Here is a 20,874-nt window from a genome sequence, read left to right as displayed (position 1 = left end):
AATGAAACAGAAATCCGAAAGAGGAGAAGTGAGTCGCAATGCTGTCAACGGCACGCAGATACGCAGCGCAGATGCTGCCGAAAGGGCTGTCATCGGCAGTCGTCGACGACGTCTATTCGGCGCTGAAGAGTCCCTTTGCTCCCCATCGACTCGATGCGCTGGATCGGATTGCGCAGCATGCACGAACTCATGTGCCCTTCTACCAGCAGCTGCCGGGGGAAGGCTTCGATTCGCTGCCGGTCGTCACGAAACCGATGATGGTCGAAGATCGGCGGCAGTTCTTCGACCGGAGTGTCGACCCTGACCGCCTCACGACCCGATTCTCGTCGGGCACTTCCGGAATCAGCTACATCTCCTACTTCGATGCCGACCGAATCTCTCACCATCGAGCCGAGATGGTGGCAGTTCACAAGTACCTCGGCGCCGATCCCTTCGCAACAGTCGTTCACGGGACATCGTGGCTCGACGTGTCGGCTCGAACCAGAATGGCGTTCCATCTGCAAGGCAAGAGGATGTACACCGGAGAGAGTGATAAGAGGAGCATCCGGAAGATCGCGAATTGGCTCAGACGCAGACGCGGAACGATCATCGTTGCCCTCTGCTCCTATCTGGACGCACTCTTCGAGGGGTTCCGAGAGTGCGACATCGTGTTCGACGAGGGAGTCGTCGGAGCCGTGCTCGGAATCGGCGAACCGGCGACCAATTCACTCGACCAGTTGGTGCGGACTCACGCCGGAGTCAACCTCTTCATGCGGTATTCCAACACCGAGAATGGAATCTTCGGAATCTCGGACGGCGCCCTGACTCGTTACACCCTCAACACCTCGACATTCCACTTCGAGATCCTCGAACTGGGTTCGGACGCACCCGTTCAACCCGGCGATATCGGGCGGATCGTGGTCACCGATCTGTTCAACCGGGCCTCGCCCTATCTCAGATATGACACCGGGGATCTCGGACGATTCGCCGTCGACGAGACCGGTGCTGCGAATCCTGCCATACTGCAGGAACTCCGAGGACGAAAGCGCGATTTTCCGGTCGGCGGCACAGCGGAGACACCACGGAGGCTGCTGTATATGGAAATCCTCGAACCCGTTGATCGGATGACGGACATCAAGCAGTTCCAACTGCGTCAGAACGATATCGGGAAATTCACCTGGGTGCTCAACGCACCGCAATCGGCCGAGATCGAGGCACGGCTGCGAGCTCTCCTCAATGAGAGCGTCGGAGACATCGTGCGCTGTGACTTCTCGTATGACTCCGAAGAACTCGTTGTGGGTTTCGGGAAACGCCAGCACTTCATCAATGAGATGCCGGATCCTGAGCAGCACTTTCGTTCCAGGTCATTGCGCTGAGTCGGGTGGCGAAGCCGATTCCCGCGCCGTGACGCGGACGCTTTCGTACTTGGCCGAAACGACGCCGGTCTCATAGAGACACCACTGCTGGCCGATGTCTCTGCCCATGGCACGGGCCAGATAGTACAGCGGGACATCGGCTCCGGCGAGATGCACGAATGGATACCCTCCGCCGAAGCGCGGATTGATGTCGATGACAGTGCTGCGTCCCTCCTCGTCGAGGAACATGTCGACATCGATGAGTCCGGTGAGCCCAGCCGCTTCCGCGATGAGAGCCGAATTCGCGACGAACGGTGCAGGATCCACCGTAACCGCTTTGTCCGTCTCGCCTGCTCTCATCCGCAGCTTGCGTCGGGCAAGGACAGCGGCGAGGTTCCTGGGGGCGCGGAGGGCACCGACGATGTCGACACCGTGTTCGACGCCGGAGAGTTTGGGCTGGACCACGACATCGTCGGCAGTCGGCTCAGTGTCTGATCGTGCAGGCGCGGTGAGCAGTGATTCGGCCACAGCCTCTTCCGCACGGTCAGCGGAGACGATGGCGAGGCCCGACGAGCCGCTGCCGAACCGATGTTTGACGACGACGTCATCAGAATTCGATGCAAGAGCCGACAGCCCGTCACGGTCTCCTCCGCTGACGGTCGGTGCCGTCGGTACGCCGATGTCGGTGAGCATCTGCGCCGTCTGCAGCTTGTCGACGCAGCCGCGCTGCCATTCGGCGGACACACCGGGGACGAGCACTCCCGACTGTCGCATTCGGTCCGCGAGGTCCGTATTCACATGGAGATGAAGGAGCTCATAGTCGTTGACGGAGATGAACAGCTGGGGTTCGAGGTCGGCGATGAGGTCCAACAGGGCGGTCTCATAAGCAGGGTCCGAGTACTTCGGCATGATTCTGCCGATGTCGCCATAAGTCGCGGATGAACTCGTCTTGTCGTTCTCAGTCACGACCACTCGACCGTCGATCTCGAGTGTGTCGAAGGCTTGCCGGAACCAATCGATGAGATACAGGCGGCGGCCGGCCGAGCCGATCACGACTGTGGCTGGAATCGACGTCATGTGGTCCTCCTGCAATCACTCAGCGTAGTGCGAGCTATGGGCGTATGTTTCCTCGGCGCGAAGAAGGCTGACACCTTTGAACGAACGTCGTCGGCCTGTTACTCAGAAGCTTATCCGCCTCTGAGACGACGAACCAGGATTCGTTGCGCTCCAGGCCCGTTCGAGCGGGTCACCGCAGGGTCACTGCGGGTCACCGCAGGCTCATGTGGAGCCCCGGTCCGAGCTCCTTCCACACCGGTAGCGTGAACCCCGAAATGCCGAGCTTTCCGAGCCGGTTAGAACGGTGCAGAAGAGTCTTTGAGAGCTCGCCGGTGTCGTCGGTCGCAATCATCGACAGCAGTCCTGCGCGCAATGGTTCCGCAGTGTGAAAGGACACGTTCATGGGCAAGTTCGAAGTGGACCCGCTGTCGTCGGTTGCTGTCGACGCAAAGGTGACGATGCAGAGTACGGAGGAGCAGTGACACCTCAGACGTTCAATGTGCTCGCGGTCTGCACCGGCAACATCTGTCGGTCGCGCATCGCGGAGTCGGTGCTCGCGAAGAGATTCGCCGACATCTCCGAGATTCGTCTGCGTTCGGCCGGGACACGGGCCGCCTCGGGGTGGCTGATCCCGGAGGAAGTGCGAGAGATCGCCGGTTACATGGGAGTCGACGAAATCCGTACCCGCCGCACGAAGCAGGTGAGCGAGCAGGCTCTTGGTGACGCCGACCTCGTCCTCGTGATGACTCGAGATCACCGGCGGGAAGTGGTCGAACTCAATCCGCGAATCGTCCGCAGAACCTTCACGATCCGTGAACTCGCCAGCCTCGCCGCGGTGACCCGCGACGCCGACATCATAAGCGAAGGCGGCGGGCCATCAGCAGACCGGGCCGCGCGCCTGCGCGCCGCAGTCGGAGCAGCCGGCCGGCGACGCAGCCGGCGCCGGTCCCCGAAACAAGTCACAGTCGACGATGTCATCGATCCTTACGGCTGCGATCGTGACACCTACGCCCGATCGGCGCTCCAGCTCGCTCCCGCGGTCGAAGGGGTCGCGGCTCTGTTCCAAAGGGCGCTCAACCTCGGGGAGGGAAAATGATGGGCGAGTTCGATCCGAAGACGCCGAGCCGGCGGCGAGGTCACCCGACCGTGGTACGCCGGAGGCGGCCGTATGACACGGTGAAGCGGACGATTGATGTCTGTGCCGGCGCGCTCGGAATCATTGTGACGGCACCGGTGCAAGCGGGAGTCGCTGTGATCGTCCTCGTCGTGCACGGTCGGCCGGTGATCTTCCGCCAGCCTCGTCCGGGGCGAGGGGAGGAGATCTTCGAGATCCTCAAGTTCCGGACCATGCTCCATCCCGACGACAAACATGTCACCGACGGCCAGCGCCTGACCCCGCTCGGACGGTTTCTGCGGGCTTCGAGTCTCGATGAGCTGCCCTCGCTGTGGAACGTCCTCCGGGGCGATATGAGCCTCGTCGGACCGCGGCCGCTGCGGGTCGAATACCTCGAGCGCTATACGCCGGAGCAATCGCGACGGCACGAGACTCTGCCGGGAATCACCGGTCTGGCACAGGTGCGAGGCCGCAATGAGCTCGACTGGGATGACAAGTTCCGCCTCGATGTGGAGTACGTCGACCGCCGGTGCCTGCGTCTCGACCTGCACATTTTGCTGCAGACGGTGCAGACCGTGCTGGGCAGACAGGGCATCAACAAAGGCGGATTCGATACGATGCCGACGTTCACCCGAGAGAAGGACCCCGGCGATGAACGTACGTGACCGATTCGGCGGCGCCAAGCTCGCCGCCGCGGTGCTGGTCGCTTCGCAGGTGTTGGCCGCCGGCGGCGCCGTGGCAGTGAACCTGTTGGCCGCTTTCGTGCTCAGCCCCGCCGGGCGCGGTGATCTCGCATTCGCACTTCAGCTTGCGTACTTTCTCTCAGTCTTCGCGATCATGGGCCTCGAACGCCCCTTCATCGCGGCGCGCTCCGGGGGATTCGGCACCGAGTACCGAGTCTTCTCCAAAATGGTGACACCGGGAACTCTCTGCATCCTGCCGGTCGTGGTCCTTGCCGCCATGTTCTCGCCATTCAGCACCGACTGGCTGTGGCTGGGCGTCATTGCGATCGCCGGCTATGTCGCACTCAATTCCTTGGTGCGGGCACTGCGCGTCGCCTATGTCTGCAGCCGTGAATGGAAATGGTTCACGGTCAATGCGGTCGCCACCCAGGTCATCATCGTCATCGGTGCCATGCTGCTGGTGCTCTTCAAAGTGGACGATCCGGTGCTGTGGATGTGGGCCTACGCCGCCTCGGCGCTGCCAGCCGTGGCGCTGCTGTTCCTCGTGCCCAAGTCGTGGAAGCCTGCGGCCCCGTCGCGGGAGGAGAGTCGGGGGCTGCGCCGCCGCGGCTTGGTCCTGCTGCCCTCGGATTTCAGCAACACTGCAATGCTCCGCTCGGACCGACTGCTGCTGCCCATGCTGAGCAGTTCGGCGGCGCTGGGCCTCTACGTCACCGTGGCCACTGTCCTGGAGATGGCGACCTGGCCGGTGCAGCAGTGGGTGGATGCCTCCCTGCGCAGCTGGTCGACGTCGTTCGCATCGGGTCCGCTCCCCGTCGTCAGGCTCATCGGCGGCAGCCTCCTCCTGCTCGCCGCCTCCGCCGGGCTGCTCGGGGCCGCAGCCTGGGCCATGATCCTCTTCGTCCTCCCGGAGTCCTACCTTCCGGCGACCACGGTGATCATTCCCCTCGCAGTGTCTGCCATCGTATTCGGCCTCACCCGTGTCCAACAGGGACTGCTCATCGCCGCGGACGCGCCGGGAACCGTGTCGATCGTCGAGATCGTCGGCACCGCAGCCTCGCTGCTGGCCTACCTCGCTCTGATTCCGCCCTTCGGGATGCTCGGCGCGGCCTACGGATCGATCATCGGCTACAGCGTCTGCGCTGCGGCCGGTGCGATCGCCCTTGCCAGGGTGTTACGCAGCAGAAGTGAGGGAACGATGCGAGCACAACCACCGGACTGCGAGCCGGTTGGTGCGGTGGGCGCCGCAGAGACGCCCGCGCTGATGGCGGCGACCGAGGAGTCTGCCCCTGAGACGACCGACCGATTCACAGATGAGACGAGGAAGTGAACCCATGGACATCCTGATGATCGCTCATTTCACCGGCGGTGGAAGCCACCCCAATGACCGTTTCGACGCCTTGGCGAGCATACTCGCCCGGCGTGGAGCGCAGGTGGAACTCGTCACCTCATCTTTCCATCACCTGTCGAAGTCGCAGCGGGACCTCACTCTCATCCGGAACCCGCAGTATCTGACGACGTATCTGGCTGAACCGGACTACCGAGGCAATGTCTCCATCGGACGTCTGCGCAGTCATCGTGTGCTGGCCAAGAGACTCAACGAGTATCTGCAACAGCGCAGAGTCCCTGATGTCGTCTACTGTGCCGTCCCCTCTCTCGAGGTCGCGCAGGTCGCTGCCGACTATGCCGAACGGCACGGAGTGCGATTCGTCATCGATGTCCAGGACCTGTGGCCAGAGGCCTTCGAAATGGTGCTCAGACCGCAGTGGGCAGGTCGTCCTCTGTTCGCGCCGTTGCGCCGAACGGCCGAACGGATCTACCAGGCAGCCGACGCAGTGATCACCGTCTCCGAGACCTATTCGAGCCGAGTCGCCGATGCACGCGGTGACGATTCAGCAGTGAGCACCGTCTACCTGGGAACGGATCTCAGCCGCTTCGACCGATTCACAGCAGAGCGACCGAGCGACGACGGATACGTCGAACTCGCCTATATCGGGACCCTGGGCCACAGCTATGATCTGCCCACCGTCTTCGGTGCTGTCCGCAAGCTGAACCACGATGGCATCCGCATGCGGCTGCACGTCATGGGCACCGGGCCGTTCGAAAGCCAATGGAGGTGTGAACTGGCCGATCTGCCGGACGAAGTCATCTTCTACGGACGACTCGAATTCCCGGAGATGGTAGCCCGCCTGCGCGGCTGCGATATTGCGATGAATCCCATCGTCGCCGGGGCCGCACAGTCCATTACTAACAAGATCGGTGACTACGCGGCGGCGGGCCTGCCCGTGGTCAACTCTCAGGAATGCGAAGAATACCGCGACCTCCTCGAGGACTACGGTGCCGGCATCAGCTGTGATCCGAGCATCGAATCCATGTCCCAGGCCCTGGTGGAGATGGCGGCCGACAGGCAGCTGGCCGAACGCGGACGCGGATCCCGCCGCATGGCCGAAGAACGGTTCGATCGTGTCGTGACCTATGAACGACTGGGTGAGGTGGTCCTCGATGCCAGCTGAACTCGCACACCCCAGCATGCTCCACCGAAGCAGAGCCGGGAGCCCAACAGACAACCATCAGAATCCCTCCAATGGAAAAGGCCGATCATGAGCGTTCAGCGTTATCTCACAATTCTCCGCGAGCGGTGGGTTGCCGCATTGTCGACGGTTATTCTTGTATTGGCCGCCGTCGGTGGGGTGACTGCACTGCAGCCGCCGACCTACGAGGCATCGGCGAACGTCTTCGTGCGCACGGACCCCGGAAGCTCTGTTGCGGACCGCTCCGCTGCCGCCGATTATGCGCGCCAGCAGATCTCCACCTACGCCGACCTGGTGACCACTCCGATCGTCCTCGATCCGGCGATCGACTCGCTCGGACTGACCACCGATGCCGGAGAACTCGCGAAACGAGTCTCGGCCACGGTTCCAGAAGACACCCTTCTCATCTCGATCACGGCTCAGGCCAGCGACGCCCGATCCTCGGCAGAGTTGGCGAACGCAGTGGCAGCGAGTCTCCGGTCGCAGGTGGCGGAGCTCGAAACGGCGAGTGGACCGGCAACCGTCCAACTCACGGTCGTCACCCCCGCCGCCGCTCCGAGCAGTCCGGCGTCACCGAACCTGGTGCAGAACTTCGTCCTCGGTCTGCTCGCCGCACTGCTGGCCGGACTCCTCGCTGCTGTGCTGCGAGATCTCCTCGACAACAGGGTCCGCAAGAGCAGCGATGTCGAGGCTCTGACCGATGCAGCGGTCATCGGCACCGTGGCCCGGATGACGGCAGGAGACGACCACACCCTCGTTTCGCAGTACGGAACTGAAGATGATCAGTCCGAGTCCTATCGGGAACTGCGATCCAATCTGCGGTTCCTCGAATTGGGCGAGACGAGTCGCTCACTGCTCGTGACCTCATCGGTGAAGGGAGAGGGTAAGTCGGTGACGTCCATCAACCTCGCTGCTGCGCTCGCCCGTGCCGACTGCAACGTCCTTCTCGTCGACGCCGACCTGCGGGATCCCTCACTGCACAATTATCTGGGGCTCGAAGGAGGAGCAGGACTGTCGACGGTGCTCATCGGCGATTCCGATCTGGACAATGTGGTTCAGCCCGTGGAACTGCCGAACCTCACTGTCCTGGCCAGCGGTCAGGTTCCGCCCAACCCCGCTGAGCTCCTCGACAGTGACCAGATGACGGCCTTCCTCGACGAAGCCGCAGCCCGGTATGACGTCGTCATTCTCGACTCAGCTCCGCTACTGGCGGCCACAGACGCTGCCGCGCTTGCACGGCGGGTATCCGGGACGATCTTCGTTGCCGGCAGCGGAACCGTCCGCCGGACGCAGATGTCGCAGGCACTGCGGAAGCTGCAGCTCGTCGATCGGCGCCTACTCGGCGTGGTACTCAACGGAATGCCGAAGACCGACAGCACGACCTATTCGCAGATCTACAGAGACGCCTATGCCGCACAGGCCCCGCAGACTGAGGAAACGGCAGCGCCACGACGTCGTCTGCTCCGTCGAGCGCGCGCATCGGAACAGCGTGCAGACGAGTCAACCGTCGAATCGGATGTTCGCGCAGCTGTGGACGAACTGACGGAGAGTCTGCCGGGACGCAGCCGGAGTCGACATTCGGCATCGCACGGACTGTGGGCTGCCGGCGATGACTGAGCACCTGGCGGTCCATACAGCAGAGAGAGTGGCAGGAGGTGGATGGTCGTGTCCCTGACACTGGTGGAGAAGAAGCTGTCAGCTGATCGCCCCGCTGCCTCGGATCCGCCCGTCCATTCTCCGCTCTTCGTCATCGTCTTCACGGCTGCCTGCCTCTTCGTCGTCATCGTTGCTCGTCTGTGGTTCTCGACAGACGCCTCAGTCGTGAACGTTTCCAGCGAGGTGATGTCGATCGTCTCGTTCGTCCATGGAATGACGCTGTTCGTGTTCCTGGGCCGTGACCGCATCACGATGCCCGGCTATTTCATGGCCTCCAGTGCCGCCATCGTCGGGATCAGCGGACTGCTCGTCATCCCCGACCCCTACTTCATCGAAGGAGCTCGCCCCGAGGTCTACCTCAATGCGGCACTGTTCGCCAGCACTCTCACTCAGATCGGCATCGGAGCGCTGTGCCTGCGATCAGACTCGACAGGACGCCCAGAGCCGGTGATGCTGCCGCTGCGAACGGTGCAGTGGGCGCAGGGCGCCGGAGCCGTCGTGCTCACAATCGCAGCGGTCCTCGGTGACCGCCTCGAGCCCGTGCTCGACGGGGTCGGGTTCTCAGCCATCCTGCTCATCTGTGTCGCGACGCTGCTGAGCCCGAAGGGGCTGCAGAGTGTTTGGAACATCGTCCTCGTGCTCGGCGCACTCGTGACCTACCCGACGCTGATCATCTCCGGTACGGGCAGACTGCGAGCGATCGCTCTCATCTTGGCCCTCGCCTATGTCTTCTTCCTCCGCTACGGACGGCGCTGGATGAAGACCGCGGGTGTCATCCTCGCGCCCATCCTCTTGGCGGGGTTGGGGGCCTGGAGGAAAGAATACGAGGTGTCCTTGAGCGGGGACTACGGCAACGATACCGGACTGTCATCCATGTTCGTGGCCATCGGCAACTTCGGCTCGTTGGTCCATGACTCCGAACTGGGACGCCTCCCCACCCTCGGTGCTTCTCTTCTGTCTCCGCTGCGATCGGCACTGCCCGACGACCTGGCCCCGCATTGGATCCCCGAAGCCATCGGCTACGAACTCGCGGCACTCACCGACCCGGAACTCTACGGGACCGGATTCTCCACCGTCGCCTCCATCTACGGCGACCTGTGGTGGAACTTCGGGGCACTTGGACTGGTCATCGGGGTCCCCCTGCTCGCTCTGATGCTTGACCGCATCGATGTGTGGACGGTCCGCAGCTATCGGAGAGCGGCACAGGGCCCCCGCGACCTGCTGTACTTCGTGTTCTTCGCCTCGCTGCTCGGCGGGGTCGGCGACATCGTCTGGGCAGGATTCCACACCTGGATCGTGCGCATGTACGCCCGGATCGCAGCACTGCTTCTGCTCTGGGCGGTCACGTTCTATTCCCCGGCGCAGAACTTTCCCTCCTACGTGTCCTTCGGAACGCAGGGACGGCGCACAACGCCCAGGTGTTCGCTCTCGCGAACTTCGATTCACAGTGAATGAAGGACTGTCCATGACCGTTACCGAGCCTCTCACAATCGCCATCGCCTCCGCCGCCTATCGAGCGCACTATGTTAACTGGTTCAAGGATGCTCTGGCCTCGCAGGGCATTCGGGGTGAGGTGATCGCGCTGGAGTATCGGTCATCGGCGCCGACGTTGGCAGCAGCAGACTGCAGCGTAATCCTGCCCGCTTACAACTCACCGGAGTATCGCGGCGCAGTGCTGGAGTGGGCCCGAAGCGAGTCTCCTGACCTCTTCATCTCGCTCAATGACTATGAACTGCAGATCCTTGCGGATGGTCTTGCCGATGATCTCCGGGAACTCGGATGCACGGTGGCCTCCCTCGGCTCGGCTGCCCAGAAGATCGTCCTCGACAAACGCCTCTTGGCTGCGACTCTCCATGACTGCGCCATCCCGACTCCCACGACGTGGCTGGGCAGCGAGGCCGAGCAGGCGATCAGCGTGAACCCCAGCGGCGACTTCGTCGTCAAGCATCGGTTCGGCAGCGGTTCGGCAGGTTTGGGATTCGCCTCCGCGAAGACTCTTCGCGCGGCTGTCGACGAGTCGGCGCAATCCGCGAAGAACCCGGACGGCAGAACGAGTTCGGCCGGTCTCGACGCAGTGATCATCCAAGAACAGCTGCCAGGCACCGAATACGGTGTTGACGGAATCTTTTCGCTGCACGGGACCGGAGAGCTGCGCGGAGTGCTGGCACGCCGCAAGGATCGCATGCGGAACGGAGACACAGACGTTGCCACAACAGTGCCCGCTGAACGATTCGCGGCCTCCCTGGCTGCTCTCGGCAGAGTCCTCACACCGGTCGGTCCCATCGACGTCGATTTCAAAGAGTCAGCCGATGGTGAGCCGCTCATCATCGACGTCAATCCGCGTTTCGGAGGAGGCTACCCGTTCTGCCATCTCGCCGGAGCCGATGTCCCCGCTGACATCGTCAGAACGTTGGCCGGGTGGGACAATGATCCGTCTCTGCTGCGGTGTGAACCCGGACTCACCTCGGCCCGACGAGACGACTTCATGGTGCTCGGCCAGGCCTGAAGGCTTCGCGGTGCTCGGCTAAGCCGATTCTGACCAGATGTTTCCTCTCAAGCAGTCTTCTGCGGTGCCCTTTCTCCTGACCTGTTCCAAGGACTCTCCTTGACGGACGAAGACCGCGGGCGGAAACTCGATGAATGACGACTGGTAGGACATGGTGTAGGCGCCCACACGCTCGAAGATGATCCGATCGCCTTCGCACAGCAGCGGGGCGTCTTTGAGGACGGTCAGCCGGTCATTCTCCATGCAGGTGAATCCGCAGATTACCTGCTCAGGAACGGACTCCGTCGATGCCGTTTCAAGGCGGAGTCCGAAATCCTTCTCGCGCCGGAACTGCGGATCGATGTCGGTGCGGCTCGCATCGGTGATGACGAAGCGTTGACCTCCGATCTTCTTCACATCGATCACCTGTGCGTGGAATTCGACGGCAACAGCAATGAGCGACCCTCCGGGCTCAACGATCAGTCGAGTCTGTTCGACGTCGATCGTGCCATCGAGTTCTTCGCGGATGGCAGACACATACTGACCGAAAGTCGGGCTCCCTCCGGGACTGTTGAAGAACCCGCCGCCGATGTCGATCCAATCGAGGCGAAGCTGATGAGAGGTGATGACCTCTGCGGCCACCGCCGCTGCGGCGCGGAAGACCTCGAGGCTCTGCGTGCACGAGTTCCGATGCATATGGAGGCCCGTGACTTGCACTCCAGCGGACTCCAATGTGGTGATCGCCTGACTGAGCTCTCCGCTCTCAGCATTGAACCCGAAACGGCTGCTGGCCCCCGCCAAGGTGTTCTCTCCGGGGCAGCGGGCATCAAGATCCCAGTTCACACGCAATCCTGCACGCAGCACACGGTCCGGCTCTGCCGCCGCCAGTTCGGCCGCCCAGCGGACCTCCCGCTTCGAATCCAGATTGATCACGGCCCCGTAGAGCAGTGCCTGCCGGAGACGATCACGGCCTTTGACCGGACCATTGAAGACGATCCGATCAGGTGAGAAACCGACCGCCAGCGCCAATTCGTACTCGGAATCCGAGACCACTTCGGCCCAGACCCCTCGTCTGTGCATGAACGAGAGCAGCCAGGGCAGGGAATTGGTCTTGAACGAGTACGACAGAATCGCGTTCGGCCAGTGACAGTCGAGCGCACGGCGAAAACCACCGACCTGCTCTTCAAGGGCCGGGAGGTCGAGGACATACGACGGTGTCGGCGGCTCACCCGGTCGGACCAGTTGCTTCAGCGCATCAGCCATGCTTCTCTGTTCCTCATTTCCGGGCAGCAGGTGCAGCCAGTTGGGCACACCTCGCTGCCAACGTTCGGCACTTCTTGGGGGCTCGCAATCGCTGCTGTCGGGGATTGGACCGACCTCGGTATGTGCGTGGTCATCTCCGCGACAGAGGCCAGCGTCCTGAGCAGACGAACCTGGGCAGACGGTCCTGGGCAGACATGAGAACAGCGATAGTGAAGCGGCAGACCACGATCGGCTTCCGCTGATTTCGACGGTACCAGGATGGGTGCTCCCCAGCGGTTCGTGCACCCGCATTCCCATGGCGGACTACCGCAGAAGAGGCATGGAGCGGCACATAATCGTCTGCTGAGCGGGCACATTGGTAGTCCGAGACGGACCGCAGTCGATGGGCTGATGGAGCAGTCGGGTCAGGTTGGGGAGGAGCGGGGGAGTTGAGATGTACGTCGACGAACACGACGCGGGCTTGATCCGCCGAGATGAAGGATGGGTGGCCGTGAGCTCGAACGCCGAGGGTGGGAGGCAGGATCCTCGTCGCAGTCTGGGCGACTTCATCGTCGAGCTCGAGTCCGCAGGCACCGGCCCGGTCGACCCCGAACTCTGTCGACGACTCTGGGTCGGGAGTGCCGGTCGTGCTCGATTCGCCAAGTCAGTACTCCGCGCTGCAGCAGCGGCCGGCGTCAGCGTAGATCCTGAATCTGCGACCTTCTCCGAGTGGGTGGCGGAGCTGTGCCCGCCGTTGACTTTGGAGCTCGGTCCCGGCGACGCAATCGCAGCGGCAGTGCTGGCGCAACTCAGCACCGTATCCGAGTCGACCACTCTGCGAGTACTGACGGCGGTGTCCGATGATCTTCTCGTCGGCACCGGTTTCCGTGATCCGGAAGGAGTCATCGACAGGCTCGAGTCCAACGGGGTCCTCATCCGAGTCGACGACGTCGCGCGCGGAACACTGCTGCAGATCCCGACTCTCATCGCGGCCAAGCTGCGTCACGATCTCGCCGCCGGGGCGGGACCGGTGGTCGCATCGCTGCTCGACGTGCTCATCGACCACATGGAGTCGGCGGGAACCGTCGACGCGGACCTTCTCGGGGATGTGCTGCTCCTGGCTCGACACGGTGGACACTGGGCCCTGCTGCAACGGGTGACCGAGGCGGTGGGCATACCGATGTTCCTGCTCGCACCCCGGCCCGCCTGCACCGCGTTTCGCCTCCTGCCGCCCAAGGTCCGTGCGGCCTGGTCGGGTCTCGAATTCTTCGGAACACTTGCCGAGGACATCGCTGCAGGCACCACTGCCGGAACGCCCGCTAAGATTCGGACGGCGACAGTGAGACAGACAGGGCCGGGAATGCTGAGATCACGGTTGCCCGGAACACTTGATGCGCTGGATCCCGCGACGGTCGAGCTCGGAGATGTCAGACGAGAGGAACAGCCGACCATATTCGTCGGCACGGTCCGCTCGATGATCGGACTGGCCGATGCCGGCCGTCATGGTGAGGCTGCGGAAATGGGAATGCGGGCCGCCGCGACTATCCCCAGCGCACGTGCGCGTTCCATCGTCCGGCTCCTCACCGCGATCGCTCTCCACCACGCAGGAGCGTCCCGCCGCGCATTGTCCCTTCTCAATGAGATCGAAGGACCGGCTCGTGCCGGGCATATCGACGGCGACTTTCTTCTGCCGGCGATCATCGCCTGGACGGCCCTCATCTCGGCGATCAGCGGCGATCATGAACGAGCCGATGCGCACCTGGTGGCGGCCGTGGAGCCGTCGAGTGAAATGCGATCCGGTCCCGGCCCGGGTGAGAGCTCAGCCGACCCGGTGCCGCAACCTGCAGTCATCATCGACGAACTGGTCACCCCAGCCAGACGCATCGCTTCAGCGCTGCGGGCCCTCGACCGACTCGATCTCGACCGGGCGAAACGCGAACTCGATGCGCTCTCGACGTATCCGGAACTGCGGACGCTGTGGGTCTACCTGCCGTACATCGCCCGGTCACTGGCGGTTCTGTCGGCCGAGGCGGAGTCCGGGCTGCTGTTCGTCAACGACGATGCGGAACGGTTCCGAGACTCCGGTGTCCTGTCCGAGGCGGAGAAAGATCTGCTGGCGCTCGGGCGCAGCATGGTCTTCATCGCCCTGGGGCAGCTGCGGTGGGCCGAGATAGACCGTGAACGACTCTCTCCGGCCTGTGACGCCCGTATCGTCCTCGACGTCCGTTCGACGCTCGTCGCCGGTCGAAACGACGAGGCGATCTCATGCGCAGACACATGGTTCTATCACCACCCGCTGAGCCCGCGCAGCCGGGCTGAGCTCGCTGCCATCAGAGCAGCGGCCAAGCTGCGCCGCGGGGATGAAGATGCGGCACGGAGCGACTTCTCCACGGCAGTGAGCTTGTCGGCGTGGGTGAGTTCGCTGCTCCCGCTCGCGCTCCTTCCCCTGTCCGACCGCAAGCTGCTCGTCGAGCTCACCGCCGACTCGCCCGCATGGGCGGAAGCTGCGGCGGAATTCTCCGACACCTTCGCAACGCCGGAAGAACTCATCACCCGGCTGCGCACGATCGGCCCGGTCTCCGTGGACATAGCGTCGATGCCCCAGCTCAGTGCGGGAGAGGCCCAGCTCATCGACTTTCTGGCGCGAGGTCTGACCGTCGCCGAGATCGCCGTCGAACTGCAGCAGGTCACCGGCACCGTGAAGAACCGGCTCTCGGCGCTCTACCGCAAGTTCGGGGTGTCGAGCCGGGCGGAAGTGCTCAGTCGTGCCAGGTCTTTCGGCTACCTCGCCTAGGAACACAGTCGAGGCCCAATGACCCTGCCACCTCACGCCGTGACGAGGTCCCGCCTCCGGAACCCGACCGTCCCCGCCCCGACGAGGACCACAGCGATCCCGACGAACCACAGGACCGCCTCGGCGGAGAGATCCTGAGCCGGATACTGCCCGATATGGGTGAACAGGGAGAGGTCGAGGACCGCGTCGTCGAGTTGCATCATCCCGCCGAAGAGGGCGAGCACCGCCGACGCTCCGAAGATGATCCAGCTCAGGCTCATCAACCGCGGGGCGAAGCCGTAGAGCAGGTAGGCGAAGCCGAGCAGGGCCCAGATCGACGGCGTCTGCGCGAGGTGCCCGAGGGTCGTCGGCCACAGCAAGGACCAATCGTCCATCGACACCGCCGCACCGAGACCTTCGCCGAGACCGGCCATGGCCATCAGCCAGCCTGCGCCGACCAGCGTCACGGCGGCCCAAGAAGCCAACCAGCCGCTGCGGGAGACTGCGGTCGCGAGCACCGGTTCGGTGTGGAAGGAGGATTCCTCAGAACGCACCCCACCCGCGGCGATGACCGCATACGCGCCAACGATGATCGCGAAGTACAGAGCCATATAGCCGAGGTAGCCGTCGACGATTCCGGACCGTCCGCCCATGATCGCCAGAATCTCCGGCGGCATTCCCGCCGCGCCCTCGTCCATGGCTCCCGTGAACGAACCGAACACCACGCCCATGACCAGCATGCTGATCGACCACCAGATCAGATTCGATGCCTGCAGGCGCAGCGCCAGACCGAGAGGTGTTGCCAGCAACGGTCCTGCCCGCGATCGGCCCAGCCGTTCGGCGATGATCCCTGCGCTCAAGTCACGACGTGACTGCAGCGCCACGGCAACGACGATGAGGACCGCGAACAGGCCGGCCGAGTACAGCAGCGGCCACCAGCGGTCGAGTGTGAACGGTGCCGTCTGCTGCGCCCACCCCAAGGGGGAGAGCCAGGACAGCCAATCGAGTGAACCCCCGGACACCGCCGACATATCGCCGATACCGCGGACGACGAAGCCGAGCGCAAACACCGCACCGGCCATCGACGAGGCGGCCCTGGCGAAGGCGCTCAGCTGCACGGTGACCGCGGTAACCGCCGCGAACACGCATCCCACCGCGCCGATCCCGATCGCGAACAGCACTGTCGCCGACCACGATTCCGGCTCGGCCTGCGAGAATCCGAACGCCGCAGCCATTCCCGCGCTGAGCAGGACATTCATGAACACCGTGAGCACGAGGGCCGCGATGAGCTGAGTGTGCCGACCGGTGACCCCGGCGCGGACGAGTTCGGCCCGCCCGGTCTGCTCCTCGGCGCGAGTGTGCCGAGAGACGGTGAGGATCGACATCAGTGCCGACCCGATCATGAGGAACAACCCGTACATTCCGACGATGAACCGGGGGATCGTCACCTGATCGAGCCCGTACCCCGGCCCCGTGATGAGCGCCATCACCGGATTCTTCGCAAAGGCCGTCATCGCCTGCAGCGAATCCGAGTCCATGACCACAGCGATCGCATTCGCGAAATATGCGGTGAGCGCGGAGAGCGCGAGCACCCAGATCGGCAGCCACAGCCGGTCCCGTCGCAGCATGAACCTCAGCAGGTGACCCAGCCCAGCCAGGCTTCCCTCGCCGAGGCGGCCGCCCCGCTCGCGTTCATGTGCACCATGATGGCGCCCGGACCGTGGTGCCGTCGCCCCACCGCTGTGGACGGGACGATCTCCGTCTTCCGTGTGCGCAGCCAGCAGATTCATGGCTCATTCCTCCTTGCCGTAGTGCCGCAGGAGCAGCTGTTCGAGGGTCGGCGGGGTGGCGGTGAGCGATTCGACATCATGCTCGCCGAGTGCCCGCATGATCTGCGGCAGCTGAGCGGTATCGGCGCTGAAATGCAGCCGCGAACCCTCGCGCACGAGGTCATGGACTCCTGCCATCTCGGACAGAGCGGGCACATCGTGTTCGAGTCCGACGGTGATCGTTGTCCGCGACAGGTGGCGCAGATCTGCCAGGGCACCGGATTCGACGATTCGTCCTGACCTGATGATCGATACCCGATCAGCCAGCGCCTCCACCTGAGCCAGGATGTGGCTCGAGAGCAGAACCGTGCGGCCCTCCTCCTTGGCCTCTCTGATGCATTGTTGGAATACGGCCTCCATGAGTGGGTCGAGGCCGGCCGTCGGTTCATCGAGGAGCAGGACGTCGACATGGGAGGCCAGCGCGGAGATCAGTGCGACCTTCTGCCTGTTTCCCTTCGAGTACGTCCGGCCCTTCTTGCGTGGGTCGAGGTCGAAGCGCTCGATGAGTTCGTTGCGTCTGCTGATGTCGACCCCGCCGCGCAGGCGGGCGAACAGGTCGATCGCCTCACCGCCGGTCAGGCTCGGCCAGAGTTCGACGTCGCCGGGGACGTAGGCGAGTCTGCGGTGCAGCGACACCGCCTTCGCCCAGGGATCCTCTCCGAGGAGCCTGATGCGCCCCGAATCATGTTTGAGGATTCCGAGCAGAATCCGGATGGTCGTGGACTTTCCGGCGCCGTTCGGGCCGAGGAAGCCATGGACCTCGCCGCGGGCGACGTCAAGTGACAGTCCGTCGAGTGCGCGTACGCGTCCGTAGCTCTTGACGACGTCCTGCATGGAGATGGCCGCACGTTCGTGGTCGGCCGCCGCCGAGGCGGGGCGCGGGGTGCTTGTCGTCGTGGTCATGATTGATTGCCTCCAGAGGGGTCGGTGGGGTCGGAATCTATGTCGGCACGATCAGGCCGGGCAGCGTCGGGCACGGGTCCGGTGTCTGCGCGATCGGGCTGCGACGGATCGGGCTGTCCCTCGGGCGTCGCTGAGAGGACGCCGTTGAGGTAGAGGTCGAGCAGGTGAGGCGCGAGGCGTGTCATCGTCTCAGCCGTACTGTTCGTGCCCAGGGACGTCTGCAGCCGCTGGGCGAGTATTGACGGGGAGAGCGCGAGGGTCGCGATCGTCGCCGCCTGGCCGCGCGGGTCGTCGCTCTGGCGGAAGGCGTACCCTGCGAAGCCGTGGGAGATGTAGTCCTCAACCAGGTCGACATAGTGCTCGAAGTAGCGCTGGCCGTGTTCGCTGGGATCGAGCAGGGACTTCATGAGGTAGTCGATCTTCGTGCTCATGTCCGGATCGTCGAAGATCATCTGCATGGCGTGGACCGCGTACTCGGCGTTCTGAGCCTTCGACTCGGCGATCGCGGCGAAGACATGATCGTCACAAGCCGTGCGCAGACCTTCCTTCGACCCGAAGTGGTGGATGACGAGCCCTGGAGAGACCCCAGCCGCCGAGGCGATGCTGCGGATCGTCGATTTCGTGAACCCGTGCTCGGAGAACTCTCGGACCGCAGCCGTGAGGATCTTCTCCGCAGTCTCCGGCGAGGAGTTGGGGGAACGAGTGGGCTTCGCCCCTGCCGTGCCCTGGTTCTTCGTAGTTCCCGGCTTCTGCGGAGTCGAGTCATCATGTGTTGAACGCATGTTTAATATTAAACGCTTGTTCAATGCTGGAGTCAATGGGTAGCGGATGAATTCATTCACCCCTTGACGTACAACCAGGTGGTTGTATCATTGATGCCATGGAGGCACTTCTGGATGATCAGGTGGATGCGATGTTTCACGCATTGGCCGATCGGACGCGACGGGACATTGTGCGGCGTGTCATGGATGAAGAGCTTTCGGTGTCCGAGCTCGCCGATTCCTATGAGATGAGCTTCGCGGGGGTGCAGAAGCACGTTGCTGTGCTCGAGCGCGCGGGACTCGTGTCGAAGCGGCGAGTCGGCAGGGCGCAGATCGCCCGTGTCGAGATGAGCGCGATCCGTACCGTGGCGTCGCTGCTGAACGAGCTCGAGGACATGTGGCGTGCGAGAGTCGCGCGCATCGATGACCTGCTTGCCGACGACGAGGCTGCCGGTCGATGAAGTGACCCGATCCCGTCAACTGGGCGGGAGATGAGACATTCGAGGAGAAGCCATGCCAGTTCTAGACACCACTCATGATGAAGAGACACTGACCCTGACGTTGGTCGCTGAGTTCGCGGCGACGCCGGAGCGAGTCTGGGAGGTCTACGCCGACCCGCGCCAGTTGGAGCGAGTCTGGGGGCCACCCACCTATCCGGCCACGGTCGTTGACCACTCGCTGACTCCTGGCGGCAGGGTCACCTACTACATGACCAGCCCAGAGGGTGAGAAGTTCTGTGGGCTCTGGGAGGTCTCCTCGGTGGAGGAGGCTGCACGCTTCGTCTTTCGCGACTACTTCGCAGACGAAGACTTCAACGCAGTCGAATCGATGCCGGGTAGCAATAACACCTACACCTTCGAAGCGATCGAGGGCGGCACTCGCGTCACCTACGAATCGTCCTTCGACTCCCTTGAGGGTCTGAAGACCGTACTCGACATGGGCGTCGTCGAAGGCTCGACCGGAGCGATCAACCAGATCGACGAGCTGCTGGCCAAAGGCTGAAGCAGGCGACCGAAGCAGGCCGGTGCGGGATGCGTAAACGATTGGTATGTTCTCTTCGATCGTCGTGCTCAGATCGAAGAGAACATGCCAACCGTTTGCCTTCCAGCGCAGAGGTCCGAGCCCGCGGCCCCGTTCTCACCCTTCGACTTGTGCCTGCATCGACTTAGCCGGGGCATCGGGCCTGACCGGGATGATGAGGAGCAGGCCGATGAACAGCACAACGAGGATACCCAGGGTGCCGGCCCGCTGGAATCCGAAGATCGAGATCGAGACGGCGAACATGGCCGGACCCAGGAAACTCACGGCGCGACCGGTCGTGGCGTAGAGTCCGAAGTTTTCTCCGGCTCTCTCAGGCGGAGTGATCCTGGCCAGGAACGACCGACTCGAAGACTGCACCGGTCCGACGCAGAAGCTGAGCACCAGTGCGCAGACCCAGAACACGACCGGGGCATCGCTGAAGAGGATCGGCATGCCGCCGAGCAGGATAATGATGAGTCCGGCGATGATCACCGGTTTTGGCCCGTGCCTGTCATCGAAGACTCCGGCGATCATGGCGCCAGCACCGGCCGCGACGTTGGCTGCCACACCCAGGATGATGATCTCGGCGGGGGAGAAGCCGTAGCTGCCCGCCGCGAGGACACCGGCGAAGGCGAAGATTGCGGCCAGTCCGTCACGGAACACTGCCGAGGCGATGAAGAACCGCAGCGTCTGGTGTTCCTGCTTCCACATCCGCACGAGCCGACGCACAAGTGCGCCGTAGTCGGCGATGAATGCCTTGATCGGATGTCCGCCCGAAGGTTTTGAAGCCTTGGCGCTCGGTGCTGTGAACATCACCGGGACAGCGAAGATGGCGAACCAGACTGCGGACAGAGCGGCGACGACGCGGAATCGCATTCCACCTTCATCGCCGGCGCCGAAGAGCCCCACCTCGGGCTGGATGACGAGGACCAGCAGGATGACGAGCAGCACGAGGCCACCGGCGTAGCCCATGCCCCAGCCGAAGCCGGAGACTTTCCCGACATTGTCGGGCTGGGTGATGCGGACCATGATGCCGTTGTAGGACACCTCGGCGAATTCGAAGAACACGCTGCCCATGGCGATGAGGAGGAGACCCAGCCACAGATATTCGGGGGAGTCGCGGACGAAGAAGAGGCCGAACATCGTGAGAATGACGATCCCGGTGTGGACTCCCAGCCACAGTTTGTGCCGCCCACCGGAGTCTGCCCGAGTGCCGGCTGCCGGTGCTACTAGCGCGATGATGAGTCCGGCGGCAGCCGTCGACCAGCCGAGGGCAGAGGAGCCTGCCTCCTCGGTCGCGGCCACGCTCTTCGTCAGGTAGGGGGCGAAGACGAAGGTGATGATGACGGCATTGAACGATGCCGATCCCCAGTCCCAAAGGGCCCAGCTGAGGATGCGAGAACTGGGACTCAGCCGGGTGCTGCCTTGTGTCTCCATGGTTGCACTGTACGCAATCTTCGCGTCTGCCGGTGCCTGCCCCCTCTTTG

At 63.4% G+C, this 20,874-nt stretch carries 17 protein-coding genes; 11 read left to right on the top strand and 6 right to left on the bottom strand.

Annotated features, from left to right (window positions below):
• Window positions 1-38: 38 nt before the first annotated feature.
• Window positions 39-1,355 (top strand): hypothetical protein, encoded by a 1,317-nt coding sequence (locus INT29_RS09940; RefSeq protein ID WP_096157679.1) that lies wholly within the window; start codon window positions 39-41, stop codon window positions 1,353-1,355.
• Here the strand turns inward: INT29_RS09940 and INT29_RS09935 are convergent.
• A complete protein-coding gene (locus INT29_RS09935) occupies window positions 1,344-2,411 on the bottom strand; it encodes an ATP-grasp domain-containing protein (protein WP_096157678.1) in 1,068 nt (355 codons plus the stop codon). The genes INT29_RS09940 and INT29_RS09935 overlap by 12 nt on opposite strands.
• Before the next feature lie 457 nt (window positions 2,412-2,868).
• Here INT29_RS09935 and INT29_RS09930 point away from each other — a divergent pair, with 457 nt between their 5' ends.
• From INT29_RS09930 to INT29_RS09900, 7 genes are all read left to right on the top strand, one after another.
• A complete protein-coding gene (locus INT29_RS09930; RefSeq protein WP_165770464.1) occupies window positions 2,869-3,486 on the top strand; it encodes a low molecular weight phosphatase family protein in 618 nt (205 codons plus the stop codon).
• An 80-nt stretch (window positions 3,487-3,566) separates the two neighbouring features.
• Entirely contained in the window at window positions 3,567-4,169 is a 603-nt protein-coding gene (locus tag INT29_RS09925) for a sugar transferase (protein ID WP_240516216.1), read from the top strand.
• Window positions 4,156-5,517: a lipopolysaccharide biosynthesis protein gene (locus INT29_RS09920; protein WP_096157675.1), complete on the top strand. Its 1,362-nt coding sequence runs from the start codon at window positions 4,156-4,158 to the stop codon at window positions 5,515-5,517. Before INT29_RS09925 ends, INT29_RS09920 begins: the two co-directional genes overlap by 14 nt.
• Before the next feature lie 4 nt (window positions 5,518-5,521).
• Window positions 5,522-6,700, top strand: a complete 1,179-nt coding sequence (locus INT29_RS09915) for a glycosyltransferase family 4 protein (protein ID WP_165770463.1) — start codon at window positions 5,522-5,524, stop codon at window positions 6,698-6,700.
• A gap of 87 nt (window positions 6,701-6,787) precedes the next feature.
• Entirely contained in the window at window positions 6,788-8,335 is a 1,548-nt protein-coding gene (locus INT29_RS09910) for a polysaccharide biosynthesis tyrosine autokinase (RefSeq protein ID WP_096157673.1), read from the top strand.
• Between the two features lie 48 nt (window positions 8,336-8,383).
• Window positions 8,384-9,829 (top strand): hypothetical protein, encoded by a 1,446-nt coding sequence (locus INT29_RS09905; RefSeq protein WP_133066639.1) that lies wholly within the window; start codon window positions 8,384-8,386, stop codon window positions 9,827-9,829.
• 10 nt (window positions 9,830-9,839) lie between these two features.
• Entirely contained in the window at window positions 9,840-10,880 is a 1,041-nt protein-coding gene (locus INT29_RS09900) for an ATP-grasp domain-containing protein (protein WP_193071521.1), read from the top strand.
• An 18-nt stretch (window positions 10,881-10,898) separates the two neighbouring features.
• Here the strand turns inward: INT29_RS09900 and INT29_RS09895 are convergent, their stop codons facing one another.
• Window positions 10,899-12,122 (bottom strand): hypothetical protein, encoded by a 1,224-nt coding sequence (locus tag INT29_RS09895; RefSeq protein ID WP_193071520.1) that lies wholly within the window; start codon window positions 12,120-12,122, stop codon window positions 10,899-10,901.
• Window positions 12,123-12,555: 433 nt separating this feature from the next.
• Here INT29_RS09895 and INT29_RS09890 point away from each other — a divergent pair, with 433 nt between their 5' ends.
• The gene (locus INT29_RS09890; RefSeq protein ID WP_193071519.1) at window positions 12,556-14,895 is read left to right on the top strand and encodes a helix-turn-helix domain-containing protein; all 2,340 of its coding nucleotides are present in this window, start codon (window positions 12,556-12,558) and stop codon (window positions 14,893-14,895) included.
• Window positions 14,896-14,927: 32 nt separating this feature from the next.
• Here the strand turns inward: INT29_RS09890 and INT29_RS09885 are convergent, their stop codons facing one another.
• Genes INT29_RS09885 through INT29_RS09875 form a run of 3 tightly spaced genes read right to left on the bottom strand, consistent with a single transcriptional unit; the run spans window position 14,928 to window position 18,388 of the window.
• Entirely contained in the window at window positions 14,928-16,664 is a 1,737-nt protein-coding gene (locus INT29_RS09885; protein ID WP_193071518.1) for an ABC transporter permease, read from the bottom strand.
• A gap of 3 nt (window positions 16,665-16,667) precedes the next feature.
• The gene (locus INT29_RS09880; protein ID WP_096157668.1) at window positions 16,668-17,606 is read right to left on the bottom strand and encodes an ABC transporter ATP-binding protein; all 939 of its coding nucleotides are present in this window, start codon (window positions 17,604-17,606) and stop codon (window positions 16,668-16,670) included.
• The gene (locus INT29_RS09875) at window positions 17,603-18,388 is read right to left on the bottom strand and encodes a TetR/AcrR family transcriptional regulator (protein WP_096157667.1); all 786 of its coding nucleotides are present in this window, start codon (window positions 18,386-18,388) and stop codon (window positions 17,603-17,605) included. Before INT29_RS09875 ends, INT29_RS09880 begins: the two co-directional genes overlap by 4 nt.
• Window positions 18,389-18,486: 98 nt before the next feature.
• Between INT29_RS09875 and INT29_RS09870 the strand changes: the two genes are divergently transcribed.
• Window positions 18,487-18,828: an ArsR/SmtB family transcription factor gene (locus INT29_RS09870; RefSeq protein WP_096157666.1), complete on the top strand. Its 342-nt coding sequence runs from the start codon at window positions 18,487-18,489 to the stop codon at window positions 18,826-18,828.
• A gap of 52 nt (window positions 18,829-18,880) precedes the next feature.
• Window positions 18,881-19,369 carry an SRPBCC family protein gene (locus tag INT29_RS09865; protein WP_096157665.1) on the top strand — a complete coding sequence of 163 codons (489 nt, stop codon included), beginning with the start codon at window positions 18,881-18,883 and terminating at the stop codon, window positions 19,367-19,369.
• A gap of 135 nt (window positions 19,370-19,504) precedes the next feature.
• On the opposite strand, the gene INT29_RS09860 is transcribed toward INT29_RS09865, so the two are convergent.
• Window positions 19,505-20,824, bottom strand: coding sequence for an MFS transporter (locus INT29_RS09860; protein ID WP_096157664.1), 1,320 nt, complete (start codon window positions 20,822-20,824; stop codon window positions 19,505-19,507).
• Window positions 20,825-20,874 lie beyond the last annotated feature (50 nt).

This window comes from Brevibacterium sp. FME37, assembly GCF_014897485.1.
Classification (GTDB): Bacteria; Actinomycetota; Actinomycetes; order Actinomycetales; family Brevibacteriaceae; genus Brevibacterium.
This window is presented reverse-complemented; position numbering and strand designations above follow the sequence as displayed.